Annotated in this window: 23 protein-coding genes and 1 pseudogene; 20 read left to right on the forward strand and 4 right to left on the reverse strand. The window is 71.4% G+C overall.

What is annotated here, in order from left to right; translation table 11 throughout:
• The first annotated feature begins 41 nt into the window (after window positions 1-41).
• On the forward strand, window positions 42-860 hold the full coding sequence (locus ACU6P3_RS26215; RefSeq protein ID WP_030745242.1) for an inositol monophosphatase family protein: 819 nt from the start codon (window positions 42-44) through the stop codon (window positions 858-860).
• 164 nt (window positions 861-1,024) lie between these two features.
• Here ACU6P3_RS26215 and ACU6P3_RS26220 read toward each other — a convergent pair whose 3' ends face one another.
• Window positions 1,025-1,198 (reverse strand): hypothetical protein, encoded by a 174-nt coding sequence (locus ACU6P3_RS26220; RefSeq protein ID WP_199814004.1) that lies wholly within the window; start codon window positions 1,196-1,198, stop codon window positions 1,025-1,027.
• Window positions 1,199-1,558: 360 nt separating this feature from the next.
• Here ACU6P3_RS26220 and ACU6P3_RS26225 point away from each other — a divergent pair, with 360 nt between their 5' ends.
• The 4 genes from ACU6P3_RS26225 to ACU6P3_RS26240 all read left to right on the forward strand — a co-directional run bounded on the left by ACU6P3_RS26225 (window position 1,559) and on the right by ACU6P3_RS26240 (window position 5,120).
• Window positions 1,559-2,212, forward strand: a complete 654-nt coding sequence (locus ACU6P3_RS26225; protein WP_030745240.1) for a response regulator transcription factor — start codon at window positions 1,559-1,561, stop codon at window positions 2,210-2,212.
• Between the two features lie 5 nt (window positions 2,213-2,217).
• On the forward strand, window positions 2,218-3,450 hold the full coding sequence (locus ACU6P3_RS26230) for a sensor histidine kinase (protein WP_447198076.1): 1,233 nt from the start codon (window positions 2,218-2,220) through the stop codon (window positions 3,448-3,450).
• A 403-nt stretch (window positions 3,451-3,853) separates the two neighbouring features.
• Window positions 3,854-4,150 carry a DUF4193 domain-containing protein gene (locus tag ACU6P3_RS26235; protein ID WP_030350183.1) on the forward strand — a complete coding sequence of 99 codons (297 nt, stop codon included), beginning with the start codon at window positions 3,854-3,856 and terminating at the stop codon, window positions 4,148-4,150.
• 13 nt (window positions 4,151-4,163) lie between these two features.
• On the forward strand, window positions 4,164-5,120 hold the full coding sequence (locus ACU6P3_RS26240; RefSeq protein ID WP_447194375.1) for a hypothetical protein: 957 nt from the start codon (window positions 4,164-4,166) through the stop codon (window positions 5,118-5,120).
• A 47-nt stretch (window positions 5,121-5,167) separates the two neighbouring features.
• On the opposite strand, the gene ACU6P3_RS26245 is transcribed toward ACU6P3_RS26240, so the two are convergent.
• A complete protein-coding gene (locus ACU6P3_RS26245; RefSeq protein ID WP_447194376.1) occupies window positions 5,168-5,659 on the reverse strand; it encodes a DUF3093 domain-containing protein in 492 nt (163 codons plus the stop codon).
• Between the two features lie 243 nt (window positions 5,660-5,902).
• Here ACU6P3_RS26245 and dut point away from each other — a divergent pair, with 243 nt between their 5' ends.
• The 11 genes from dut to ACU6P3_RS26300 all read left to right on the forward strand — a co-directional run bounded on the left by dut (window position 5,903) and on the right by ACU6P3_RS26300 (window position 17,013).
• Window positions 5,903-6,418 carry a dUTP diphosphatase gene (dut, locus tag ACU6P3_RS26250; protein WP_030745233.1) on the forward strand — a complete coding sequence of 172 codons (516 nt, stop codon included), beginning with the start codon at window positions 5,903-5,905 and terminating at the stop codon, window positions 6,416-6,418.
• 1 nt (window position 6,419) lies between these two features.
• A complete protein-coding gene (locus ACU6P3_RS26255) occupies window positions 6,420-7,205 on the forward strand; it encodes a DUF3710 domain-containing protein (RefSeq protein ID WP_344271046.1) in 786 nt (261 codons plus the stop codon).
• Between the two features lie 230 nt (window positions 7,206-7,435).
• A complete protein-coding gene (locus tag ACU6P3_RS26260; protein ID WP_344271049.1) occupies window positions 7,436-7,642 on the forward strand; it encodes a hypothetical protein in 207 nt (68 codons plus the stop codon).
• The gene (gene kdpF, locus ACU6P3_RS26265; RefSeq protein WP_037802756.1) at window positions 7,639-7,728 is read left to right on the forward strand and encodes a K(+)-transporting ATPase subunit F; all 90 of its coding nucleotides are present in this window, start codon (window positions 7,639-7,641) and stop codon (window positions 7,726-7,728) included. Before ACU6P3_RS26260 ends, kdpF begins: the two co-directional genes overlap by 4 nt.
• 3 nt (window positions 7,729-7,731) lie before the next feature.
• Entirely contained in the window at window positions 7,732-9,396 is a 1,665-nt protein-coding gene (gene kdpA / locus ACU6P3_RS26270) for a potassium-transporting ATPase subunit KdpA (protein ID WP_447194377.1), read from the forward strand.
• Window positions 9,393-11,537 carry a potassium-transporting ATPase subunit KdpB gene (kdpB, locus tag ACU6P3_RS26275; protein WP_447194378.1) on the forward strand — a complete coding sequence of 715 codons (2,145 nt, stop codon included), beginning with the start codon at window positions 9,393-9,395 and terminating at the stop codon, window positions 11,535-11,537. The genes kdpA and kdpB overlap by 4 nt, the downstream gene beginning before the upstream one ends.
• An 8-nt stretch (window positions 11,538-11,545) precedes the next feature.
• Window positions 11,546-12,214: a potassium-transporting ATPase subunit C gene (locus ACU6P3_RS26280; protein ID WP_447198077.1), complete on the forward strand. Its 669-nt coding sequence runs from the start codon at window positions 11,546-11,548 to the stop codon at window positions 12,212-12,214.
• Window positions 12,215-12,336: 122 nt separating this feature from the next.
• Window positions 12,337-14,880, forward strand: coding sequence for an ATP-binding protein (locus ACU6P3_RS26285; RefSeq protein WP_447194379.1), 2,544 nt, complete (start codon window positions 12,337-12,339; stop codon window positions 14,878-14,880).
• A 34-nt stretch (window positions 14,881-14,914) separates the two neighbouring features.
• Entirely contained in the window at window positions 14,915-15,604 is a 690-nt protein-coding gene (locus ACU6P3_RS26290) for a response regulator (protein WP_344271065.1), read from the forward strand.
• Between the two features lie 191 nt (window positions 15,605-15,795).
• A complete protein-coding gene (locus tag ACU6P3_RS26295; protein WP_344271068.1) occupies window positions 15,796-16,182 on the forward strand; it encodes an OB-fold nucleic acid binding domain-containing protein in 387 nt (128 codons plus the stop codon).
• Between the two features lie 3 nt (window positions 16,183-16,185).
• Window positions 16,186-17,013, forward strand: a complete 828-nt coding sequence (locus tag ACU6P3_RS26300) for a DUF3159 domain-containing protein (protein WP_344271071.1) — start codon at window positions 16,186-16,188, stop codon at window positions 17,011-17,013.
• 595 nt (window positions 17,014-17,608) lie between these two features.
• Here the strand turns inward: ACU6P3_RS26300 and ACU6P3_RS26305 are convergent.
• Both ACU6P3_RS26305 and ACU6P3_RS26310 read right to left on the reverse strand, forming a co-directional pair.
• Entirely contained in the window at window positions 17,609-18,280 is a 672-nt protein-coding gene (locus ACU6P3_RS26305; RefSeq protein ID WP_344271074.1) for a potassium channel family protein, read from the reverse strand.
• Window positions 18,280-18,948, reverse strand: coding sequence for a potassium channel family protein (locus ACU6P3_RS26310; protein ID WP_447194380.1), 669 nt, complete (start codon window positions 18,946-18,948; stop codon window positions 18,280-18,282). Before ACU6P3_RS26310 ends, ACU6P3_RS26305 begins: the two co-directional genes overlap by 1 nt.
• A gap of 286 nt (window positions 18,949-19,234) precedes the next feature.
• On the opposite strand from ACU6P3_RS26310, the gene ACU6P3_RS26315 reads away from it, so the two are divergent.
• From ACU6P3_RS26315 to ACU6P3_RS26330, 4 genes and pseudogenes are all read left to right on the forward strand, one after another.
• Window positions 19,235-21,283, forward strand: coding sequence for an APC family permease (locus tag ACU6P3_RS26315; protein WP_447194381.1), 2,049 nt, complete (start codon window positions 19,235-19,237; stop codon window positions 21,281-21,283).
• Window positions 21,284-21,418: 135 nt separating this feature from the next.
• A complete protein-coding gene (locus ACU6P3_RS26320) occupies window positions 21,419-22,792 on the forward strand; it encodes a class I SAM-dependent RNA methyltransferase (protein WP_447194382.1) in 1,374 nt (457 codons plus the stop codon).
• Window positions 22,793-23,170: 378 nt separating this feature from the next.
• Window positions 23,171-23,805, forward strand: a pseudogene (locus ACU6P3_RS26325) (IS701 family transposase); the annotation flags it as partial.
• Complete coding sequence (locus ACU6P3_RS26330; protein ID WP_447194383.1) at window positions 23,753-26,143, forward strand: ALF repeat-containing protein; 2,391 nt, start codon at window positions 23,753-23,755, stop codon at window positions 26,141-26,143. The pseudogene ACU6P3_RS26325 and the gene ACU6P3_RS26330, both read left to right, overlap by 53 nt.
• The last annotated feature ends 88 nt before the right edge of the window (window positions 26,144-26,231 follow it).

Consider the following 26,231-nt stretch of genomic DNA (forward strand, 5'->3'; position numbering starts at 1 on the left):
CCGCGCCCGACCCGGCCCTCTCAACCTCTTACGGAGCCCCTGTGACCGACGCCCCCCGACCGGACGCGGACCTCTCCGCCGAACTGCTGACCCTGGCCCTGGAGGCGGCCCACCGGGCCGGCGCGCTGCTGCGCGACGGCCGGCCCGACGACCTGGCCGTGGCCGCGACCAAGTCCAGCCCCATCGACGTCGTCACCGAGATGGACATCGCCGCCGAGAAACTGATCACGGGCTACATCGCCGAGCGCCGCCCGGACGACGGCTTCCTCGGCGAGGAGGGCGCCAGCTCGGCCGGCACCAGCGGCGTCCGCTGGATCGTCGACCCGCTGGACGGCACCGTCAACTATCTGTACGGCCTGCCCACCTGGGCCGTGTCGGTGGCGGCGGAGCACGAGGGGGAGACGCTGGTGGGCGTCGTGGAGATCCCCATGCGGGCGGAGACCTTCCGGGCCGTACGCGGGGGCGGCGCCTTCCTGAACGACCGGCCGGTCCGCTGCCGGCCCGCGCCGCCGCTGGACCAGGCCCTCGTCTCGACCGGCTTCAACTACGTCACCGCCGTACGCGCCCACCAGGCGGAGATCGCCCAGAAGCTGATCCCGCGGCTGCGGGACATCCGGCGCGGTGGCTCGGCCGCCGCCGACCTCAGCGACGTCGCGGCGGGCCGGCTGGACGGCTACTACGAGCGCGGGCTGCACCCCTGGGACCTGGCGGCCGGCGAACTCATCGCCCGCGAGGCGGGCGCGCTCACCGGCGGCCGGCCCGGCGCCCGGCCGGACGGCGATCTGACGGTGGCCGCGTCCCCCGGGGTCTTCGAGCCCCTGCAGGCGCTCCTGGAGGAGTACGGCGCCTGGCACGACTGATCCCCGACTGATCGGGGCGGAGGACAGGCGGAAGGGCCCCGGCGCCGATCCCCTCGGCGCCGGGGCCCTCTCTGTGGGTCTCTACGGCTCTGTACTACGTATGGATCTGTATATGTCTACGACTGTGCGTCTACGACTGTGTCTGCAAGACCCCGGTCCGGATGTCAGGCGCTGCCCGCGCCCACTTCCACACCGTGCTCGGCGGCGAGCCGCCGAAGGTCTTCCAGCTCTTCCTGTTCGACGTCCGCGAGGAAGTCGTCGCCCGTCTCCCGGGCGCGGGTCAGGTCGGTCTCCGTGGCTTTTATACGCTGGAGAAGCCCGGCGGTGAACGCGTCCATTGCGCCCCCTCGTCGTGGGTCAGCGGCACGGGGGTGTGCCGGCGTCGGTCAGTGGCACGGGGGTGTGCCGACGGCGGGTAGATCACGCACCCACTGCCTCTGGATTGGCAGACAAGGGTGTGGCAGGCCACAAACAGGGCGCGATCTCGGGTGTGCAGTCGTCATCCCCAGGGGCGGAGCGCCAGAAACCTCCACGCTTCAATAAATCCGGTCCGTTCCGCGACGGCCCCTGATGTGCCTGGTCACCCGACATCGCCTTACCGTCGGTTTATGGCCGTAACAGGCAGGATGGAGCCGCACAGCCAGTGCCACGACCTGCCCTGATCACGGGTGACGGGCCCAGAGGAAGGAAAAAGCGACGTGCGCGTACTCGTCGTCGAGGACGAGCAGCTGCTCGCCGATGCGGTGGCCACCGGGCTGCGCCGGGAGGCCATGGCCGTCGACGTGGTCTACGACGGGGCGGCCGCGCTGGAGCGCATCGGGGTCAACGACTACGACGTGGTGGTGCTCGACCGCGATCTCCCCGTGGTCCACGGCGACGACGTCTGCCGCAAGATCGTCGAGCTCGGCATGCCGACCCGGGTCCTGATGCTCACGGCATCGGGCGATGTCAGCGACCGGGTCGAGGGCCTCGAGCTGGGCGCGGACGACTACCTGCCCAAGCCGTTCGCGTTCACGGAGCTCACGGCCCGGGTCCGGGCCCTCGGCCGGCGTACGACCGTACCGCTGCCCCCGGTCCTGGAGCGTTCCGGCATCAAGCTGGACCCCAACCGCCGTGAGGTCTTCCGCGAAGGCCGCGAGATCCAGCTAGCGCCCAAGGAATTCGCGGTGCTGGAGGTCCTGATGCGCAGCGAGGGCGCGGTCGTCTCGGCCGAGCAGCTGCTGGAGAAGGCGTGGGACGAGAACACCGACCCGTTCACCAATGTCGTCCGGGTCACCGTGATGACCCTGCGCCGCAAGCTCGGTGAGCCGCCCGTGATCGTCACGGTGCCCGGCTCCGGATACCGGATCTGATGCCCGTGGCGACCGCCCCGGTGCCGCCGGCGGCACCTCCGAAGCCCACCTGGGACCCGCGCCGGCCCGACCAGTCCCTCCCCTGGGTGCGGCCGACGATCCGGATAAGGCTCACCCTCCTGTACGGCGGGATGTTCCTGATCGCCGGGATCCTGCTGCTCTCGATCATCTATCTGCTGGCCGCGCAGGCCCTGCACGTGGGCAGTGAGCTGCCGTTCAAGATCGTGACCGGCAAGGTGAGCAGCGACGTCTGCAACTTCCCCGACCAGGCGCCGCCCGAGGAGTTCAACGCGGCGATGAACAGCTGCGTCAACCACCAGCGCCAGCAGGCGCTGGACGAGCTGCTGACGCGGTCGATCTTCGCCCTGATCGGGCTGAGCGTCATCGCCTTCGCCTTCGGCTACGCGATGGCCGGCCGGGTCCTCTCGCCGCTGGGCCGGATCACCCGTACCGCGCGCCGCGTGGTCGGCTCCGACCTCTCGCGCCGGATCGAGCTGGACGGCCCCGACGACGAGCTGAAGGAACTGGCCGACACCTTCGACGAGATGCTCGACCGGCTGGAGCGGGCCTTCAGCGCCCAGCAGCGGTTCGTCGCGAACGCCTCGCACGAACTGCGCACACCGCTCGCGATCAACCGGACCCTCCTGGAGGTCCACCTCTCCGATCCGGGGGCGCCGGCGGAACTGCAGCAACTCGGCAAGACGCTGCTGGCCACCAACGAGCGCAGCGAACAGCTCGTGGAAGGACTGCTGCTGCTCGCCCGCAGCGACAACCAGATCGTCGAGCGCAAGCCCGTCGACCTGGCGGAGGTGGCCACCCGCGCGGTGGACCAGACACTCGCCGAGGCGGACAGCAAGGGCGTCGAGGTGCGTGGGGAGCGGGCGCCCGTGGTCGTCCAGGGCAACGGCGTCCTGCTGGAGCGGATCGCCCTCAACCTGGTGCAGAACGCGGTCCGTTACAACATCCCGGAGGGAGGCTGGGTGGAGGTCACGACCGAGTCGCAGCAGGGGCAGGCGGTCATGGTGGTGTCGAACACCGGCCCGGTCGTCCCGGCGTACGAGATCGACAACCTCTTCGAGCCGTTCCGGCGGCTGCGGACCGAACGCACGGGCAGCGACAAGGGCGTGGGACTCGGCCTGTCGATCGCCCGGTCCGTGGCCCGCGCGCACGGCGGGCGGATCCACGCGGAACCCCGCGAGGGCGGCGGGCTCGTGATGCGTGTCACTCTCCCGATCTGAGAGAATGCGCGCGGTGTTCGGTCGGCAGATTGCTTTGTTCGCTTTGCGCGGAATTTCGCGCACCGGATGCCGGAGGAGCCCTGTGTGATCGATCACAGGGGCGAATTCCCGCCTGTCCACTCTCCGTGATCAATTGTCCTGCGGAAAGCCGGTAAAGTCCGGGTTTCCAAGGGGCTGGATCACGGGAAGTACACGGGGTGGCGCCCGTGAAGTAGCACCTGGGGACCGTGTACGGTCCCCCTCGCCACCCGAAGCCGATCACTCCCAGGGGAGCCGGCTGGGTGTCGATTGAGTAACAGACCTTGATGTGAGGCAAAATCTCCGCCTCGAGCCGGGCACAAGTCCGGCCCCTCACGCGTTACGAGCGCTGAGACACCACAGACACCCAGAGGGGGAGAACGACATGGCAACGGATTACGACACCCCACGCAAGACCGACGACGACGTCGATCAGGACAGCCTCGAGGAACTGAAGGCACGGCGGAACGACAAGTCGACCTCCGCGGTCGACGTCGACGAGTTCGAGCAGGCCGAAGGGCTCGAACTGCCCGGCGCGGATCTCTCCAACGAGGAGCTCTCCGTCCGGGTCCTGCCGCGCCAGGCCGACGAGTTCACTTGCATGAGCTGCTTCCTGGTGCACCACCGCAGTCAGCTGGCCCGCGAGAAGAACGGCCAGCCGATCTGCCGCGACTGCGACTGAGGTCCGGTCGGCCGTGGCAGGCGACAAACCGTCCAGGAAGCGCCGCTTCCGGCGTGCGGGCCGTCCGGCCCCACCGGAGGCGCACAAGGGCGGCTCGGGCCCGGCTGAGGGCATGACGCCCACTCCCGAGCACGCCGCCGTCCCGCTGCCCCGTTCCGACGCGCGTGACAACGAGCGAGGCCGCTCGGCCTCGCTCGAAGCCGCGTCCCCCGAGGCATCCACCACCCTCGGCGTCCCCCTGACCAGGGGCCGACGAACGGACCTCGGCGGGCGGCTGCACAGCGTCAGACGCGGGGTGCGCAAGGGCAGCGGCAGCGCCAAGGCGGCGCTCGGCCACCTCGCCGACCGGATCATCGAGAACGCCCCGCGGGTCCCCGTGCGGGACCTCGCGACCCTGCGCAGACAGTTCCCGGGCCTCGGCCCCGAGGAACTGGCCGACAAGCTGATCGCCGGGGCCGCGAACAGCAGCTCGACGGTCGGCGCCGGGATCGGCGCCGTCGCGATGCTGCCCGTACCACCGGCGATGCCGGCCGAGCTGGCGGCGGAGATCACCGCCGTGGCCGCGATCGAGCTCAAACTCATCGCGGAACTGCACGAGGTGTACGGGCTGCGACCGCCCGGCACACTGACCCAGCGCAGCGCCGCCTACCTGACGTCCTGGACGCAGGAGCGCGGCGTCGACATCACCAGACCGTCCACCTTCAACGGCGCCCTGAGCGGCCCTGTGAAGCGCGAGCTGCGCCAGCAGATCATGAAGCGCACGATCCGCAGCCTGCCCAACCTGGTCCCGTTCCTGGTCGGTGCCACCGTCGGCGCCATGATGAACCGGCGGGACACCAAGAAGGTGGCCGAGCGCGTCCGCAAGGACCTGCGCGCCCGCCAGGTCGCCTGGAACGCGCTGCCCGGGCTGCCGCCCCTGGAGCAGCCCGCGGAACCCCTCCCCGAGCTGCCCGGCGGACCGCGGCCCTGACGCCCCGCCCGTCCGCCCTTCCCGGCGGACGCCTCCCGGGCGCGGAGTCAGCTCTGGGAGCCGGCCGGCCGGTCCGTGTCCTGACCCGCGCGTACGGCCGTCAGCGCCGCCGCCAGCCGCTTCGGCGACCGGGTCGAGAGGTAGACGTACGGCGTCGGGTCCTCGGGGTCCGTGACCGGCACGCGCAGCGCCGTCGGCACATAGCTGCGCAGCAGCAGGAAGGCGCGGGGATCGGCCTTGTACCCCCGCCAGGCGACCGCCTCCTCGCCGTCCAGCGGCTCCGCCTCGCCGAGCGCCGCGACCGGGATCCGGGCGTCGCCCGCGACCAGCGAGTCCGCGACCACCCGGATCCGCGCCGAGCCGTACGCGCTCACTCCCGCCGCCGCCAGCGCGCCCGCGGTGAGCACCCCGCCGAGCATCGGCAACGGGCCCAGGGGCAGCAGGATCAGTCCGCCCGCCACCCCGATGAGAGCGGCGATCCCCCACCAGGAGCGGGGGGCGGTCAGGCGTTCGTCGTAGCGCACGGCGGAAGGCTCCATGAAGCCAAGCTTGGCACGGTGCGGTACGGGGGCGACCGCGCGGGTAAGGTCTGCGCCTGTGAGTAACGTGCCATCCCGGGGAGCGCCCCCCGGACTCCCGGCCGGGCCGAAAGTGTTGTCGCCGTACCCGCCGTACCCGCCCCGCGGGCCGCGCACGCGGTACGCGCCGCACACGGCGGCGTACGCGCCGTACGTGCCGATACGCCCGGGGCACGTCCGCGCCGGCGCCTTCGAGGTGACCCCATGAGCCGCAGTCCCGTCGACGTGCTGATCCGCCGGATCGACCCCGAGGCGCCGGTCCCCTCGTACGGACACCCGGGCGACGCCGGCGTCGACCTCGTCACCACCCGGGCCGCCGAGCTCGCTCCCGGCGAGCGGGCCGTCCTGCCGACGGGCGTGGCCATCGCCCTCCCGGACGGCTACGCCGCCTTCGTGCACGCCCGCTCCGGGCTCGCGGCCCGCTGCGGTGTCGCCATGGTGAATGCCCCCGGGACGGTGGATGCCGGGTACCGTGGAGAGATCAAAGTGATCGTGGTCAATCTCGATCCGCGCGAGAGCGTGCGGTTCGAGAGGTACGACCGGATTGCCCAGCTGGTCGTCCAGCAGGTCGAGAAGGTGCGCTTCCACGAGGTGGCGGAGCTCCCCGGCTCCGCGCGGGCCGAGGGGGGCTTCGGGTCCACCGGCGGCCATGCCGCCGTGGACGGCGTACAGGGTGGGAATCGATACGCGTCGGTCGTATCCGACCGGGAAGGACAGTGACGTGTTCGGACGTCGCAAGAAGAAATCCGCACAGGACACGGCGGAAACAGCGGGCGAGACCGAGCAGTTCGTCGAGGACTCCGGCACCGACACGGATGACGCCGGGAGCGAGGAGGCCGATGCCCCTCGCCGGACCAACCTTCCGCCGGCGCCCCGTCCCGACGGCCCCTGGGACATCTCCGAGGTCTCCAGGCCCGCCGAGGGCCGGGTGGACCTGGGCGGCATCTTCGTGCCCACCGTCGACGGCATGGAGCTGCGCGTGGAGGTCGCCGGTGACGCGATCGTCGCCGCGACGGTCGTCCTGCGCGACAGCGCCGTACAGCTCCAGGCGTTCGCCGCGCCCAAGCGCGAGGGCATCTGGGGCGAGGTCCGCGAGGAGATCGCCACCGGCATCACCCAGCAGGGCGGCATCATCGACGAGATCGAGGGACCGCTGGGATGGGAGCTGCGCGCCCAGGTGCCCGTGCAGCTGCCGGACGGCACCGGCGGTGTCCAGCTGGTGCGCTTCATCGGCATCGACGGGCCGCGCTGGTTCCTGCGCGGGGTGATCTCCGGGCAGGGCGCGGTGCAGCCGGAGGCCGCCGGACTGCTGGAGCAGATCTTCCGGGACACCGTCGTGGTGCGCGGCGAGGGACCGATGGCGCCGCGCGACCCGATCGTCCTCAAGCTGCCCGACGACGCGCAGATGGTTGCCGAGGGCGTCCAGCAGGAGGAGCAGGAGAACTCGCGCTTCTCCGGCGGCATGGGGCAGCTCCAGCGCGGTCCCGAGATCACCGAGGTGCGCTGACCCGCTTCGGGCTGATGACCTGACGACCGGCTCCTGACCCGGCGACCGGGCCGACCGCGGCGGCGACGGCCACCGCAGCCGCGCGACGGCCGCCCGCGGTCTGGGCCGTACGGCTGAATATCGATGTGCGGCGCGTGTCCGCGCCTACCGCCCCCTGTGGGCCGCGTCCCGTGCACGGGACGCGGCCCACAGGCGTTTTCGCAGGTCCTCAGCGGCACGCACCGGTGTGTATGGAGTCCGTCAAGCCGACGGGGCGCGGCGTATGGGAGCCGTCAACGGTGCGTGCCTGCGGCCGGAACGCGGGGTTTCCTCTGAGAGTCGTTTTTCGTCCCGCACTCACTCAGGAGCACACGGTGGCCGATCTGGCCTTCGTCCTCGCCACGGTCGCGGTCTTCGCGCTGGTGGCCCTCGTCGCCAAGGGGGTGACGAAGCTGTGACCGCCGAGAATGTCGTCGGCCTGGTCGTGGCCGTCGCCCTGCTGGGTTATCTCGTCCTCGCCCTCGTCTTCCCCGAGAGGTTCTGAGCGATGAGCCCTGTCCTCGCCGGGGTACTCCAACTGCTCGCGCTCATCGCCGCGCTCGCACTGGCGTACCGTCCGCTCGGTGACCACATGGCCCGGGTCTACTCGTCCGCCCGGCATCTGCGGGTCGAGAAGTGGATCTACCGGTGCGTCGGCGCCGACCCGTCCGCGAACCTGCGCTGGCCCGCCTACCTGCGCGGCGTCCTCGCCTTCTCCGCGGTGAGCGTCCTCTTCCTCTACCTGCTCCAGCGTCTCCAGGGCGGCCTGCCCGGGTCGATGGGCTTCGCCTCGATCGACCCGGACCAGGCGTTCAACACCGCCGCCTCGTTCGTCTCCAACACCAACTGGCAGAGTTACGCCGGTGAGCAGGCCATGGGCCACCTCGTCCAGACCGGCGGGCTCGCCGTGCAGAACTTCCTGTCGGCCGCTGTCGGGATGGCGGTCGCGGTGGCGCTGGTCCGGGGTTTCGCCCGGTCCCGCACGGGCGAGCTGGGCAACTTCTGGGCCGACCTGGTGCGCGGCACCGTACGGATCCTCCTGCCGCTGTCCGTGATCGGCGCGGTCGTGCTGGTGGCCTGCGGCGCGATCCAGAACTTCGCCGGGGTCCACGAGGTCGGCCAGTTCCTCGGCGGCTCCCAGCAGTGGCGCGGCGGCGCGGTGGCCTCCCAGGAGGCGATCAAGGAGCTGGGCACCAACGGCGGCGGCTACTTCAACGCCAACTCCGCACACCCCTTCGAGAACCCCAACCCGTTCTCCAACCTCTTCGAGATCTTCCTGATACTGCTGATCCCGTTCGCCCTGACGCGCACCTTCGGGCGGATGACCGGCAGCCTCAGGCAGGGGTACGCGATCCTCGCCGCGATGGTGGCGATCTGGATCGCCTTCGTCGCGCTGATGATGTGGACCGAGTTCCACCACGGCGCACCGGCCTACGACATCGCGGGCGGCGCGCTGGAGGGCAAGGAGACCCGCTTCGGGGTCGCCGGCTCCTCGCTCTTCGCCGTCTCCACGACGCTCACCTCGACCGGAGCGGTCAATTCCGCGATGTCCTCCTTCACCGGTTTCGGCGGGGGAATCGCGATGCTCGGCATGCAGCTCGGCGAGATCGCGCCCGGCGGTGTCGGCTCCGGCCTGTACGGCGTGCTGATCATGGCGGTCATCGCGGTCTTCCTGGCCGGGCTGATGGTCGGCCGCACCCCCGAGTACCTGGGCAAGAAGATCGGCGGCCGGGAGATCAAACTGGCCGCCCTCTACATCCTGGTCACCCCGGCGCTCGTGCTCTGCTTCACCGCCGTGGCCCTGGCCCTGCCCACGCCACGCGACTCCCTCCTCAACACGGGCCCGCACGGCTTCTCCGAGATCCTCTACGCGTACACCTCGGCGGCCAACAACAACGGCTCGGCCTTCGCGGGGCTCGCCGCGGACACGCCGTGGTTCAACACCTCGCTCGGCGTGGTGATGCTGCTGGGCCGCTTCCTGCCGATGGTGTTCGTCCTGGCGCTGGCCGGTTCGCTGGCCGAGCGCTCGCCCGTACCCGAGACCTCCGGCACGCTCCGTACCGACAAGCCGCTGTTCTCCGGGCTGCTCGTCGCGACGATCCTGATCGTCGCCGCTCTGACGTACTTCCCGGCGCTCGCGCTCGGGCCGCTGGCGGAAGGGCTGGCGTCATGATCCCCCGTAAGAAGCACACGACGGCACCTCGTGCCACTCCCACGCCCGGTACACCTCGTGAGCGGCGCGCGGCACCGCGCACCGGTCGCACCGGGGAGCGGGTCGGCGGCGGGCTGTTCGAGCCGAAACAGCTGCTCCTCTCGCTGCCGGACGCGGTACGCAAGCTCGACCCCCGGGTGATGGTCAAGTCGCCCGTGATGTTCGTGGTCCTCGTGGGGTCCGTGCTGTCCACGGTCTTCGCGGCGGTGAACCCGGGTGACTGGTTCGGCTGGGCCGTCGCCGCCTGGCTCTGGCTGACCACCCTCTTCGCCAATCTCGCCGAGGCGGTGGCGGAGGGCCGCGGCAAGGCGCAGGCCGACACGCTGCGCAAGGCCAAGACCGACACCGTCGCCCGCCGGCTGGCCGGAGGCGCCGAGGAGCGCGTGCCGGGCACAGGTCTGCGCGTCGGCGACCACGTGGTCTGCGAGGCGGGCGACATCGTCCCCGGCGACGGCGATGTGATCGAGGGGATCGCCTCGGTCGACGAGTCCGCCATCACCGGCGAGTCCGCGCCGGTGATCCGCGAGTCCGGCGGCGACCGGAGCGCCGTCACCGGCGGTACGAAGGTCCTCTCCGACCGGATCGTCATCCGGATCACGGCCAGGCCGGGGGAGACCTTCATCGACCGGATGATCGCCCTGGTCGAGGGCGCGGCCCGGCAGAAGACCCCCAACGAGATCGCCCTCAACATCCTGCTCGCCTCGCTCACCGTCGTCTTCCTGCTGGCCGTCGTCACCCTCCAGCCGTTCGCCGCGTACGCCCACGCCGAACAGTCCGTGATCGTGCTGGTGGCGCTGCTGGTCTGCCTGATCCCCACGACGATCGGGGCGCTGCTGTCCGCGATCGGCATCGCGGGCATGGACCGGCTGGTGCAGCGCAATGTGCTGGCGATGTCCGGGCGCGCGGTCGAGGCGGCGGGCGACGTGTCGACCCTGCTGCTCGACAAGACGGGCACGATCACGTTCGGCAACCGGCAGGCCGCCGAGTTCGTCCCGGTCAGGGGCGTGACGGAGGCCGAACTCGCCGACGCCGCCCAGCTCTCCTCGCTGGCCGACGAGACCCCGGAGGGCCGCTCCGTCGTGGTCCTCGCCAAGGAGAAGTACGGCCTGCGCGAGCGCCACCAGGGCGAGCTGGCCGGTGCCGAGTGGGTCGCCTTCACGGCGCAGACCCGGATGTCCGGCGTCGACCTCGACGACGACGGCGCCCGGCGGCGGGTGCGCAAGGGAGCGGCCGGCTCGATCACCGCCTGGGTCGGGGAGCGCGGCGGCCGGATCGCCGACGACGCGGCGGACCTCACGGAGCGGATCTCCGCGGCCGGCGGCACGCCGCTGCTGGTGGCCCTGGAGGACGCCGACGGGGCCCGGGTCCTCGGCGTCATCCACCTCAAGGACGTCGTCAAGGCCGGCATGCGGGAACGGTTCGACGAACTGCGCCGGATGGGCATCAGAACCGTCATGATCACCGGCGACAACCCGATGACCGCCCGCGCGATCGCGGCCGAGGCCGGGGTGGACGACTTCCTCGCCGAGGCCACGCCCGAGGACAAGATGGCCCTGATCCGCCGCGAGCAGGCCGGTGCCAAGCTGGTCGCGATGACGGGGGACGGCACCAACGACGCCCCGGCGCTGGCCCAGGCGGACGTCGGAGTGGCCATGAACACCGGCACCTCGGCCGCCAAGGAGGCCGGGAACATGGTCGACCTGGACTCCGACCCCACCAAGCTGATCGAGATCGTGGAGATCGGCAAGCAGCTCCTGATCACGCGGGGCGCGCTGACGACCTTCTCGATCGCCAACGACGTCGCCAAGTACTTCGCGATCATCCCGGCCATGTTCGCCGTGGTGTACCCCGGCCTGGACACGCTCAACGTGATGCGGCTGTCCTCACCGGAGTCCGCGATCCTCTCCGCGGTCGTCTTCAACGCCCTGATCATCGTCGCGCTCGTCCCGCTCGCGCTCAAGGGCGTGCGCTACCGGCCGATGACCGCGGACCGGATGCTCCGCAGGAACCTCGGGATCTACGGCCTCGGGGGCCTGGTCGCCCCCTTCGTCGGCATCAAGATCATCGACCTGATCATCTCCCTCATCCCCGGAATCCGGTGAACGACGTGATGTCCACGAACGGTTCGGCGGGCGGCGCGGCGCGGCTGCTCGCGGCGAGCCTGCGCGCCCTGCTCGTCCTGACCGTGCTCTGCGGAGTGCTCTACCCACTGGCGGTCACGGGCGTCGCCCAGGGGCTCTTCCCGCACCGGGCGAACGGCTCCGAGATCAGCGAACGCGGCACCGTCGTCGGGTCCTCGCTGATCGGACAGCGCTACGACCTGCCGCCGGCGAAAGGCCGGAAGACCTCCGCACCCGATCTGCGCTGGTTCCAGCCGCGCCCGTCGGACGGCCTCTCCGACAACACCGTCAACACGCGCTACCGGCTGCTGGTGTCCGGAGCGACCAACCGGGCCGGCGACGACAAGGAGCTGATCCGGTCGGTCCGGGAGGCCAGGGCCGTCGTCGTCCGGGACAACTCGACTCCCGGTCACCCCGTACGGCCCTCCGCCGTGCCGCCGGACGCCGTCCTGTCCTCCGGCTCGGGCCTCGACCCGGACATCTCCCCGGCGTACGCCCACCTCCAGGTGCGGCGGGTCGCCGAGCGCAACCACCTGCCCGTGGAGCGGGTGGAGAGGCTGGTCGAGGAGCACACGCGGCAGCGGGTCCTCGGCTTCATGGGGGAGCCCCGGGTGAACGTGCTGGAGCTCAACGTCGCACTGAGGGGGCTGACCCGTTGAGCGGTGGGTCCACACGGTCGGAGCCCGCCCCGGCGCCGGCGTCCGCGTGGCCGGGCCGGTCAGGACAGCCGGGCCGGCCGACGCGGCGGACGCGAGGGCTCACGCGGGCCGACAATGGGGCCATGGGACGCGGCAAGTTTCGGATCTACCTGGGAGCGGCACCGGGCGTCGGCAAGACGTACGCGATGCTCTCCGAGGCGCACCGGCGAGTGGAGCGGGGCACCGACTGCGTCGTCGGCTTCGTGGAGCACTACGACCGGCCGCGCACCGAGGTCATGCTGCACGGCCTGGAAACGGTCCCCCGCCAGGAGCTCCAGTACCGGGGAACGGTCTTCACGGAGATGGACGTCGACGCGGTGCTGGCGCGCCGCCCGGCCGTCGCCCTGGTGGACGAGATGGCGCACACCAATGTGCCGGGATCCCGCAACGCCAAGCGCTGGCAGGACATCGAGGAACTGCTCCAGGCCGGGATCGAGGTCATCTCGACCGTCAACATCCAGCACCTGGAATCACTCGGCGACGTGGTCGAGTCGATAACGGGGGTACGGCAGCGGGAGACCGTGCCCGACGAGATAGTCCGCCGGGCCGACCAGATCGAGCTGGTCGACATGTCGCCCCAGGCGCTGCGCCGCCGGCTCGCGCACGGCAACGTCTACAAGCCCGACAAGATCGACGCGGCGCTCTCGCACTACTTCCGCCCCGGCAACCTCACCGCGCTGCGGGAGCTGGCGCTGCTGTGGGTCGCCGACCGGGCGGACGAGTACCTGCGGCAGTACCGCGGCGAGCACGGCATCCGCTCCACCTGGCAGGCGCGCGAGCGGATCGTCGTCGGCCTCACCGGCGGCCCCGAGGGACGCACGCTCATCCGCCGCGCCGTCCGGCTGGCCGAGAAGGGGGCGGGTGGCGAGGTCCTCGCCGTCTACATCGCCCGCAGCGACGGGCTGACCTCCGCCTCGCCCAAGGAACTCGCCGTCCAGCGCTCCCTGGTCGAGGACCTGGGAGGCACCTTCCACCATGTCGTCGGCGACGACATCCCCTCCGCGCTGCTGGAATTCGCCCGCGGGGTGAACGCCACCCAGATCGTCCTCGGCTCCAGCCGCCGCAAGACCTGGCAGTACGTCTTCGGGCCGGGCGTCGGAGCCACCGTCGCCCGGGAGTCCGGTCCCGATCTGGACGTCCACATCGTCACGCACGAGGAGGCGGCCAAGGGCCGCGGGCTGCCGGTGGCCCGGGGAGCCCGGCTGGGCCGCTCCCGGGTCCTGTGGGGCTGGCTGTGCGGGGTCGCCGCGCCGGTGCTGCTGTCCCTGCTGCTGAGCGAGCTGCACAACACGCTCGGGCTGGCCAACGACGTCCTGCTGTTCCTCTTCCTGACCGTCATGTCCGCGCTGATCGGCGGTCTGCTGCCGGCGCTCGGCTCGGCGGCCGTGGGGTCGCTCCTGCTCAACTACTACTTCACCCCGCCCAGCCACACCCTGACCGTGCAGGACCCGAAGAACCTGGTCGCCATCGTGATCTTCTTCGCGGTGGCGGTGTCCGTGGCGTCCGTGGTGGATCTGGCGGCCCGAAGAACCCAGCAGGCGGCCAGACTGCGGGCGGAGGCCGAGATCCTGTCCTTCCTCGCGGGCAGCGTGCTGCGCGGCGAGACCACGCTGGAGGCGCTGCTGGAGCGGGTGCGGGAGACGTTCTCCATGGAGTCGGTGGCCCTCCTCGAACGCGAGAGCGATGTCGATCCCTGGACGCCCGCCGCCAGCGTCGGACCCCAGCCCGTGGACCGGCCCGAGTCCGCCGACGTGGACATGCCGGTCGGCGACCACATGGCGCTGGCTCTCTCGGGCCGGGTGCTGCCCGCGGAGGACCGGCGGGTGCTCGCCGCGTTCGCCGCCCAGGCCGCCGTCGTACTGGACCGGCAGCGCCTGGTGGGCGAGGCCGAGCAGGCCCGTGCGCTGGCCGAGGGCAACCGCATCCGCACCGCCCTGCTGGCGGCCGTCAGCCACGACCTGCGCACCCCCCTGGCGGGGATCAAGGCGGCCGTCTCCTCCCTGCGCTCGGACGACGTCGAATGGTCCGAGGAGGACCGGGCCGAACTGCTCGAAGGCATCGAGCACGGTGCCGACCGCCTCGACCACCTGGTGGGCAACCTGCTCGACATGTCCCGGCTCCAGACCGGCACCGTCACCCCGCTGATCCGCGAGATCGACCTGGACGAGGTGGTCCCGTGGGCGCTCGTCGGCGTTCCGGAGGGCAGCGTCGACCTGGACGTCCCGGAGACGCTGCCCATGGTGGCCGTCGACCCGGGGCTGCTGGAGCGCGCCGTCGCCAACATCGTCGAGAACGCCGTCAAGTACAGCCCCGAGGACCGCCGCGTCACCGTCGCGGCCAGCGCGCTCGGCGAACGCGTGGAGCTGCGGGTCGTGGACCGCGGCCCCGGCGTTCCCGACGACGCGAAGGACCGTATATTCGAGCCCTTCCAGCGGCACGGAGACGCGCCGCGCGGAGCGGGTGTCGGGCTCGGGCTCGCGGTCGCCCGCGGCTTCGCGGAGGCGATGGGCGGCACCCTCGACGCCGAGGACACCCCCGGCGGAGGACTGACCATGGTCCTCACCCTCCCCGCGGCGTCCGGACGCGCTCCGGCCCGCCCCGAATCACCCGCCCGGATCGGCACCTGACCGGGACGACCGGGACAGCAGAAAGGCAGGCCCCATGACCCGGGTCCTCGTGGTCGACGACGAGCCGCAGATCGTGCGTGCCCTCGTGATCAACCTGAAGGCACGCAAGTACGAGGTGGACGCCGCCGCCGACGGCGCGGGCGCGCTGGAACTCGCGGCGGCGCGCCACCCCGACGTGGTCGTGCTCGACCTGGGGCTGCCGGACATGGACGGCGTCGAGGTCATCAAGGGGCTGCGCGGCTGGACGCGCGTGCCCATCCTGGTGCTCTCGGCCCGCCACACCTCCGACGAGAAGGTCGAGGCGCTGGACGCGGGCGCCGACGACTACGTGACGAAACCCTTCGGCATGGACGAGCTGCTGGCCCGGCTGCGCGCCGCGGTCCGGCGGGCGGAGCCGGTGGGCGGGGAGACGGACGACGGCACGGCGATGGTCGAGACCGAGAGCTTCACCGTCGACCTCGCCGCGAAGAAGGTCCACCGGGAGGGCCGGGACGTACGGCTCACTCCGACGGAGTGGCACCTGCTGGAGGTCCTGGTACGGAACACGGGCCGGCTCGTCAGCCAGAAGCAGCTGCTCCAGGAGGTGTGGGGGCCCTCGTACGGCACCGAGACCAACTACCTGCGGGTCTACATGGCGCAGCTGCGGCGCAAGCTGGAGGTGGATCCGTCGCACCCGCGGCACTTCGTCACCGAGCCGGGGATGGGCTACCGCTTCGAGCGTTGATGCGGATGCGCCCGGCCGGCTCGTGTCCGGCCGGGTCCCGCCCGGTCGGCTTGTGCCGGCGTGTGTCCCGCCGACTGCGCGCGGTGCTCGCGGAGTGCGGCCGCCGGCCGCTTCCGGGGCACGTCGGCACGGGGCGGGGCGGTGATCGGGAGGATGACCCGGCCACGCCCGTACCCCGGTACGCTTTGACCATGAGTGCCGAGAAGCCGACCGGCCGTTTCCGCCGGATGCTCAACCGGCTCTCCAGCTCCCAGGAGGATCTGGAGTCCGAGGAACTGCGCGAGGACGCGCAGGCATCGGGCTGCACCCGTATCTCCGACTGCGACGACCGCCAGGTCGTCCGCGTCACCGGTACGCTGCGGACGGTCACCCTGCGTCCCCGGGCCGGCGTGCCCGCGCTGGAGGCGGAGCTGTTCGACGGCACCGCGCCGCTGGACGTGGTGTGGCTGGGCCGGCGCTCCATCGTGGGCATAGAACCGGGCCGCAAGCTGATCGCCTCCGGCCGGATCTCGTTGAGCCACGGCCGGCGGGTGCTCTTCAACCCCAAATACGAACTCCGACCGCTCGGACAGGAGTAGCCGGTGACGTCAGCCGACAAATCCGCCCCCTCGCACACCCCCACCGCCTCACCCGCCGCCCCGTCGGGCTCGCCCGACCCGGAGGGTGAGGCGAGGGCCGTCACCGAGGCAGCGCTCTTCGAAGCGTTCGGCGGCCTGCGCGGCATGATCGAGACGGTCCTGCCCGGACTGCTCTTCGTCACGATCTTCACGGTCAACAAGGACCTGCACACCTCGGCGATCGCGGCGCTGGCCGTTTCGCTGGTGCTCGTGCTGGTCCGGCTGATCAGGAAGGACACCGTCAAGCACGCGTTCAGCGGGGTCTTCGGTGTCGCCTTCGGTGTCGTGTTCGCGATGATGACGGGCAACGCGAAGGACTTCTACCTGCCCGGCATGCTGTACACGCTGGGGCTGGGGCTGGCGTACATCGTCACGACGCTGGCGGGCGTGCCGCTGATCGGGCTGGTCCTGGGCCCGGTCTTCAAGGAGAACCTGTCCTGGCGCACGCGCAACCCCGGTCGCAAGAAGGCGTACGCGAAGGCCAGTTGGGCGTGGGGGCTGATCCTGCTCGGCAAGTGCGCGATCCTCTTCCCGCTGTACTGGTGGGCGGACACGACGCAGCTCGGCTGGGTGCTGGTGACGCTGAAGATCCCGCCGTTCCTGCTGGCGGTCTACCTCACCTGGATCTTCCTGGCGAAGGCACCGGCGCCGATCGACGTGTTCGCCGAGATGGAGGCGGAGGAGGCGCGGGCGGCGGCGGAGGCCGACGGCGCGGGGTCCTCCGGTGCGGGTACCGATACCGGTGCCGGCGGCACGGAACACGGGCCTGCGAGGCACCGCCGCACGGACTGACGAGCGGCACGCGGGAGCGGGCGCGGGCGTCCGTGCCCGGGGTGCGCCCGCGACGGCCTGCTCCCCGTCCCGCCCCTTCCCGGAACCGGGCTCGCGCTCCGGCCCCCGGGGTGGTCGCGCCGGCTTCGCCGGGCGGCGGACGGGAGCGCGGGCCGACGCACTGGGCCCCGCAGCGCGGGCGGCGCGGTGCGTTGTCCGGCCTCGGCACCCGGCCGACGGCCCCGGGGCCTCCGCACCGGCTTCGCGGAGTGGACTCCGGGTGCGGAGCCGGCCCGGGACCGGCCCGTACGTCTTCGCGCTCGCCGGGACACGGGCCGATCGCCCGGAGGCGAGCGGCCCCGGCCCGCCACCTCGGGCCCGGCCGGCCACCGTGGAACCACCGGGGGACCCCGGTGGGGCCGACCGGCGTCCGGCCACGCGGTCCCGCCGGGAGCGGCACACAGCCACGGCCGCCGGGAACGGCGCACAGCCGCCGGTCGCAGGGAACGGCGCACAGCCGCCGGTCGCGGGGAACGGCGGGAACGGGGAGGGCGGCCACGGCCCGCCGGGCGCGGCACGCGGCCGCCGATCCCCCCGGCGGGAGCCGTTTCGGCCGTCAGTCGGACTCGCGCCGTACCGACAGCAGGTCCTCCAGCTGCTCCTCCCGCGCCTGCGCCGCCACGAACAGCAGTTCGTCGCCCGCCTCCAGCGTCTCCTCCGGGCCCGGTGTCAGCACGCGCGTCCCGCGGATGATCGTGACCAGTGACGTGTCCTCCGGCCAGACCACGTCGCCCACCTGCGTGCCGGTCACGGCCGACTCCGGGGGCAGGGTCAGTTCGACCAGGTTCGCGTCGCCGTGGCTGAAACGGAGCAGCCGTACCAGGTCCCCGACGCTCACCGCCTCCTCCACCAGCGCCGACATCAGCCGCGGAGTGGAGACCGCGACGTCCACGCCCCAGGACTCGTTGAACAGCCACTCGTTCTTGGGGTTGTTGACCCGGGCCACCACCCGCGGAACGCCGTACTCCGTCTTCGCGAGCAGCGAGACGACCAGGTTCACCTTGTCGTCGCCCGTCGCCGCGATCACGACGTTGCAGCGCTGGAGCGCCGCCTCGTCCAGCGAGGTGATCTCGCAGGCGTCCGCCAGCAGCCACTCGGCGAGCGGCACGCGCTCCACCGAGATCGCCGTCGGCGCCTTGTCGATCAGCAGGATCTCGTGCCCGTTCTCCAACAGCTCACCCGCGATGGAACGGCCCACCGCGCCGGCCCCGGCAATCGCGACGCGCATCAGCCCACGCCTCCGTCCGGGCCCTGGGCGAATGCCGCCTCGACCTTCTCGATGTCCTCGGTCCGCATCATCACGTGGACGAGATCGCCTTCCTGGAGCACGGTCTGGGACGTCGGCAGCATCGCTTCGCCGAGCCGGGTCAGGAACGCCACACGCACGCCCGTCTCCTCCTGCAACGTACTGATCTTCTGCCCGATCCAGCTCTCGTCCGTGTGCACCTCGGCGAGCTGTACGGCTCCGCTCGGGTCACGCCACAGCGGCTCGGCGCCGGACGGCAGCAGGCGGCGCAGCATCTGGTCGGCGGTCCAGCGGACCGTGGCGACCGTCGGGATGCCCAGGCGCTGGTAGACCTCGGCCCGGCGCGGATCGTAGATCCTGGCGGCGACGTTCTCGATGCCGAACATCTCGCGCGCCACCCGCGCGGCGATGATGTTCGAGTTGTCGCCGCTGCTCACGGCGGCGAAGGCGCCGGCGTCCTCGATGCCCGCCTCACGCAGGGTGTCCTGGTCGAAGCCGACCCCGCTGACCCGCCGGCCGCCGAATCCCGAGCCGAGCCGGCGGAAGGCGGTCGGATCCTGATCGATGACGGCGACGGTGTGCCCCTGTTGCTCCAGGTTCTGCGCGAGCGCGGCCCCCACCCGGCCGCAGCCCATGATGACGATGTGCATGTCGTCTTACCCCGCAGTCCTGGTCATCTCGATGACCTGCGAAAACACCCTGTTCACTCTTCCTCTTCCGACGTGCCGGGCACCAGGCGGAACGGCGTACACGGCTGTCCGTGGGTCGAGCTTATGCGGCGGGAGGGACGAAGCCCTCATCCCGTACGCGTACCCCGTGCGGCCGCCCGTGTCGGCTCCCGCGCGCGGGGACGGGGGCGAGGAGCGGGGCCGGGCCGTGTGACGAGAGGGGGGTGGGCGGCCCGGCGGGACGGGACAAGCGAATACCATCCTCTGCGTGTCCAAATTGACCGACGTGCCCAAGCGGCTCCTCATCGGGCGGGCCCTGCGCAGCGACAGACTGGGGGAGACCCTCCTCCCCAAGCGCATCGCCCTCCCCGTCTTCGCCTCCGACCCCCTGTCGTCGGTGGCGTACGCGCCGGGGGAGGTCCTCCTGGTCCTGTCGGTCGCGGGCGTTTCGGCGTACCACTTCAGCCCCTGGATCGCGCTGGCCGTCGTGGTGCTGATGTTCACCGTCGTCGCCTCCTACCGGCAGAACGTGCACGCCTACCCCAGTGGCGGCGGCGACTACGAGGTGGCCACCACGAACCTCGGCCCCAAGGCCGGCCTCACGGTCGCCAGCGCGCTGCTGGTCGACTACGTCCTGACGGTGGCCGTGTCGATCGCCTCCGGGGTGGAGAACCTGGGATCCGCGATCCCGTTCGTCGTGGAGAACAAGGTCTCCTGCGCCCTGGGGATCATCGTGCTGCTGACCCTGATGAACCTGCGCGGCGTACGGGAGTCGGGGAAGCTCTTCGCGATCCCCACGTACGTCTTCGTCGGCGGCGTGTTCATCATGATCCTCTGGGGCGCGTTCCGGGGGATCGTCCTCGGCGAGACCATGCGCGCCCCGACCGCCGGCTTCGAGATCAAGGCGGAGCACCAGGGCCTGGCGGGCTTCGCGCTCATCTTCCTGCTGCTGCGGGCGTTCTCCTCGGGCTGTGCCGCCCTCACCGGTGTGGAGGCCATCAGCAACGGCGTCCCGGCCTTCCGCAAGCCGAAGAGCAGGAACGCGGCGACGACCCTCGCCCTGATGGGCGGCCTCGCCGTCACCATGTTCTGCGGCATCATCGGCCTGGCACTGGCCACCGACGTGAAGATGACCGAGTCACCGGGGATGAACCTCTTGCGGAACGGTGTGCCGGTCGGGCCCGCCTACGTCCAGAACCCGGTGATCTCCCAGGTCGCCGCCGCCGTCTTCGGCCAGGGCACGTTCTTCTTCGTCCTCCTCGCGGCGGCCACCGCCCTGGTGCTGTTCCTGGCCGCCAACACCGCGTACAACGGCTTCCCGCTGCTCGGCTCGATCCTCGCCCAGGACCGCTACCTGCCGCGCCAGCTGCACACCCGTGGCGACCGGCTGGCCTTCTCCAACGGCATCGTGCTGCTGGCCGGGGCCGCCGGGCTGCTGGTCTGGATCTACGGCGCGGACTCCACCCGGCTGATCCAGCTCTACATCGTCGGGGTCTTCGTCTCCTTCACGCTCAGCCAGACCGGCATGGTCCGGCACTGGAACCGCCATCTGCGGACCGAGCGCGACGCCGCCAAGCGCCGCCACATGCACCGTTCCCGGGCGATCAACGCCTTCGGCGCCTTCTTCACCGGGCTGGTGCTGGTCGTCGTGCTGGCCACCAAGTTCACCCACGGCGCCTGGGTCGCGCTGCTCGGCATGGTGATCTTCTACGGGACGATGACGGCGATCCGCCGCCACTACGACCGCGTCTCGACCGAGATCGCCGCGGCCGAGGGCCCGTCCGAGGAGGCCGTCCGGCCGTCCCGGGTGCACTCCATCGTGCTGGTCTCCAAGCTGCACAAGCCCACGCTGCGCGCGCTCGCGTACGCCAAGCTGATGCGTTCCGACACCCTGGAGGCGGTCAGCATCAAGGTCGACCCGGCCGAGACGAAGGCGCTCCGGGAGGAATGGGAGCGACGGGGCATCAATGTGCCGCTGAAGATCCTCGATTCCCCGTACCGCGAGATCACCCGGCCCGTGATCGAGTACGTACGCGGGCTGCGCGGCGAGAACCCGCGCGACGTGATCAGCGTCTACATCCCGGAGTACGTCGTCGGCCGCTGGTACGAGCACCTTCTGCACAACCAGAGCGCGCTGCGGCTCAAGGGGCGACTGCTGTTCACGCCCGGCGTGATGGTGACCTCGGTGCCGTACCAGCTGGAGTCCTCCGAGCTGGCGAAGAAACGGGCCAAGCGGCGCGCGGAGTACAGCGCGCCGGGCTCGGTGCGGCGGGGGCCGGTGGACCGGCGGCCGAAGGAGCCGAGCGGCAAGGGATGACGGCGGAGCCGATCGGCGGGCGATGAGACGGAGCGAGCCGCGGGGGACGAGGCGGGAGGCCGCACGGGTGACGCGGACGTAGACTGGTGGGCTTGTCGTCCCGCCGTACCCCTTGAACCTTTGGAGCCACCCCTCATGCACAACGAACCGCAGGCTTCACCGGCTTCACCGGCTTCACCGGCCTCTCAGGATTCACCGGGGTCGCTGGTCGGCACGGAGTACGAGGTCGAGGTCGGCCCGGTCGCCCACGGGGGCCACTGCGTCGCCCGCACCGACGAGGGCCGGGTGCTGTTCGTACGGCACGCCCTGCCCGGCGAGCGGGTCCTGGCCCGGGTGACGGAGGGCGGGGAGGACTCCCGCTATCTGCGGGCCGACGCGGTGGAGATCCTGGACGCCGTCAAGGACCGCGTCGAGGCGCCCTGCCCGTACGCGGGTCCCGGACGCTGCGGCGGCTGCGACTGGCAGCACGCCAAGCCGGGCGCGCAGCGGCGGTTCAAGGGCGAGGTCATCGCCGAACAGCTGCGGCGGCTCGCGGGGCTCACGCCCGAGGAGGCGGGCTGGGACGGGACCGTGATGCCCGCGCCCGGCGACAAGCTGCCCGCGGGCGAGGTGCCGGCCTGGCGTTCCCGGGTGCAGTACGCGGTCGACGAGAGCGGACGCGCGGGGCTGCGCAAACACCGTTCGCACGACGTCGAGCCGGTCGACCACTGCATGATCGCCACCGAGGGCGTCAGCGAGCTGGGCATCGAGCGGCGCGAGTGGCCGGGGATGGCCACGGTCGAGGCGATCGCCGCGTCCGGCTCCGGTGACCGCCAGGTCGTGCTCACCCCCCGCCCGGGCGGCCGGCTGCCGCTGGTGGAGCTGGACAGGCCGGTGTCCGTGCTGCGGGTGGCGGAGAACGACGGGGGAGTGCACCGGGTGCACGGCCGCGACTTCGTCCGCGAACGCGCCGACGGCCGCACGTACCGCGTGGGCATGGGCGGCTTCTGGCAGGTGCACCCGCAGGCGCCGCAGCTGCTGGTGGAGGCCGTGATGCAGGGTCTGCTGCCGAGGAAGGGCGAGACGGCGCTGGACCTGTACTGCGGCGTGGGCCTGTTCGCCGGGGCGATCGCGGACCGGGTCGGTGACAACGGCGCGGTGCTGGGCATCGAGTCCGGCAGGCGTGCCGTCGAGGACGCCCGGCACAACCTCCGGGAGTTCCCCCGGGTCCGGATCGAGCAGGGCAAGGTCGACCAGATCCTGCCGCGCACGGGCATCACCGAGGCGGACCTGATCGTCCTGGACCCGCCCCGCGCGGGCGCCGGCCGCCGCACCGTGACCCACCTCGCGTCCCTGGGCGCCCGCCGTATCGCCTACGTGGCCTGCGACCCGGCGGCCCTCGCCCGCGACCTGGCCTACTTCCAGGAGGCCGGCTACCGCCCGCGCACACTGCGGGCGTTCGACCTGTTCCCGATGACGCACCACGTGGAGTGTGTGGCGATTCTGGAGCCTGCCGAAAAGGGTCACTGACCTGGGGGCTTCAGTCGATGTGCATGATGTGCACTATGGGCGTTACGAGCGATATCTTGACGCTCGAATGACGCTCTCCGAGGTGCTTTGACGCTCATTTGACGCTCGTTCTGATGGCGCGTCAGGTGAGCTTGGAGGTGCCGTGACCTGGGGTGCAGCAAGGACGGAGGGCTATGCATGGGCGGCCTCGCTGATGCCCAAGGGGTAGCACATGCCCTAGTACTCCAGTCTGGTTTCGCGATCTTGTAGCGGACCCGGCTGGGAACGGGTACGGCCACCGCGTGATCATCGGTTGGTGTGTGGACAAACGAAGATCGTGCGGTGGCCGCGGGCCATAGCGTAGGCCCTGCCCGCTGGCGGGTGATGTTCGACCAGGTCATGGCCCGGATCGCAGGCCGGTTCGGCCGGGTCGAGCCGCGGGCGAGTGCCCGCGCCTATCTGATCGGGATGCTGTCGAAGACGGAACGGAAGAACTGCTGGCAGCTGGCCGAGCAGGCCGGTCCGGCCCGGCCGGGGCCGATGCAGCGGCTGCTGCGCTACGCCCGCTGGGACGCCGATGCCGTCCGTGACGACCTGCGTGCCTACGCCGTCGAACACTTCGGCACCGACAGCGGGGTGCTGATCGTGGACGAGACCGGCTTCGTGAAGAAGGGCCGCGCCTCGGCGGGCGTGCAGCGGCAGTACATCGGCACTGCCGGACGCATCGAGAACTCCCAGGTCGGGGTCTTCCTCGCCTACGCCACCAGCCGGGGACGGGCGCTGATCGACCGCCGGCTCTACCTGCCCGAGCAGTCCTGGTGCGGTGACGCCGAGCGTCGCCGGGCGGCCGGGATACCCGACGAGACCGAGTTCGCGACCAAGCCCCGCCTGGCCTGGGAGATGATCGCCGCCGCGCTGGACGCCGGGGTGCCGGCACCGTGGGTGACCGGCGACGAAGCCTACGGGCAGGACCACAGCTGTGTGCCCGACTGGAGGAGGCAGGCATCGGCTACGTCCTGGCCGTCGCCTGCTCCACGCGCCAGCGTAGGTGGTACCGAGCTGTTGGCCGCTGCTCGTAAAGCACTCACGGGCACCCGGGAGGATTTGAGGAGCTTCCTCAGTTGGGGTTGGGAAGCCCCGATGGAGCAGGACCAGCGGGTCCTCGTCGCCCAGATCATCGACGTGAGTGGGCCCATCGTCCAGGATGCTGGGCGGGCCGCGTTGAGAGGTACGTCGGACGATGTCCGGAAGTTCCTCAAGGAGGGGCAGTACGCCCAGCGTGAGCAGGATGAGCGGGTCCAGCTCGCCCAGATCCTCAGTGTGGGCGGGGCCAATGTAATAGCGGCCGGGCGCATCGCGCTGAACGGCGGTGCTGAGGACATCCGGGAGTTTCTGGAGGTCGGTCAGTTCGTCGCGCGTGACAAGGACCAGGAGCACGCCACCGTCGCGCAGCTTGCCGAGCAGGCGAAGGAAGCGGGCAGGCAGGCTGCCAAGGAGACTCAGTCCGCCAAGAGCGAGTCCGCCAAAGCAGTTGAGTCCGCGCAGCTCGCGAAGGAGGCGGCGCTGAAGGCCGCGTCCGAAGCCGAGGCCGCCAAGGGCGACACCGACAAGGCCGCGCGCGCCGCCGGACGTGCAGCCAAGGCTGCCGCCCAGGGTGCTACTGCCGCCCAGACGGCGATCGACGCGTCCCGTGCCGCGAACAACTCGGCACGCGTTGCCGCGAACGCCGCCTCCCAGGCGGCAGCCGCTGCGGCCGGTGCCTCCCAGGCCGCGTCCCGCGCCCGCAGCGCGGCCGCCGATGCGGCCGTGGACGCGCAGAACGCAGCCGCCGCGCGCCAGGCCGCCGAAAACGCCCGGGACGCGGCCAAGGGCGCCAACCTTGCCGCTGACGCCGCCGACGAGGCGTTCAAGGCCGCCAGCGCAGCCGGAGACGCCGCGCGCTCGGCCGTAAGCGCGGGTACCAACGCGAATCTCGCCGCCAACGCCGCGGTCGAGGCGAGCAACTACGCAGGCCAGTCCAGCGCGGCCGCCGCCGAAGCTCGCGCCGCAGCAGCAGCCACCAAGCGCCACGCCGCCGAGGCCAACCGCGCCGCAGCCGCAGCCGAGGCACTGGCCCGCAAAGCGGCCACGGCCGCCGGACAGGCACGCGACGCGGCCCGATCGGCAGCGACACACGCCAACAACGCGGCCAAGGCCGCGGACGATGCCGCCGAACACGCCGGAGACGCCGCCGCGGCGGCCGGCAGGTCAACAGAGCACGCCAACGCCGCCACTGACGCGGCGAACGCGGCAACCAACGCCGTGACCAAAGCCCAGGAGGTCTACACACTCGCGCGCGAGGTGGAGGCAGAGGAACTACTGGGCCGCACCAACGCCGGTATCGAGCGCGCCAGGGACCAGAAAGCGGCCGACGCCGCCCGGACCGACGCTCTGGACGAGCTGGAGCAGGCGGTCAAGGACCGGGACGCAGAGCGCAACCGGCTGGTGGCCGAAGCCGCCAAACCAGGCGCCGATCTCAAGACCGTCGCCGACGAAGGCCGCAAACTGGCCGTGCTCGCGATGAAGAACGGCACCGCGTGGGGCCGGGCCGCGGCCGAGGCCGCCCTTGCCGGCCCCGACGAGGTCGTCATCGACTACCTGCGCAACGGCTGGAAGACCGCCCAGGAACAGGACGACCGCTCCTACGTGGAGCGCCTCGCCGAGGAAAGCGAGGTCGAGGAAGTCCGGGCCGCGGCCGAGACTGCCCTCGACGGCGGCGCCGCCGCCATCACCGCATTCATCAACGACGGTCAGTACCAGGCCGGCGCCCAGGGCATGCGCGTCGCCATCGCCCAGACTCTCTCCGACGCCGGACCGATCCTCACCGAAGCCGGCAGAGAAGCCCTGGCCACCGGCGACCCGAAGAAGTACAGCCAGTTCCTGCTCAACACGCAGTCCATCGCACGCACCCAGGATGAACGCGTCAGGGCGGCGCAGCTCATCGACAGCGGCGGCCCCGAGGTGAAATCGGCAGCCCGGATCGCGCTGGAAGGCTCCCCGCAGACACTGCACGCCTTCATCACCTCCGGCCAGTACAAGGCGCAGCGCAAGGACCACCTCGCGGCCACCCATGTGGCCCAGGTCCAGAAGCTGATCGCCCAGGCAGCGAAAATCGCCGCCACCGCACAGCAGAACGCAGCGACCGCCCAGAAGGTCGCCGCCACCGCCCGCAAGGCAGCCGCCGCGGGCGGCCGACGCAGCGTCGCGGTCCTGACGAGCACGAACTTCGGCATCAAGGAGGAGAAGGCCGCCACCGCGAACAAGACGCTCGTCGAAGCGGCCGCCTGCCAGATGCTCGGCGAGCCGCAGCCCTCGGACGGCCCGGCCGAATGACGGCGGCGGAGGCGGGCCGTCCCTGCTTCCGCCCGCGACGGCTCGCTGACGACCGTCTCGCTGACGACCGGGGAAGCGGAGTCGTGTT

It is taken from the genome of Streptomyces hebeiensis (genome assembly GCF_052983195.1).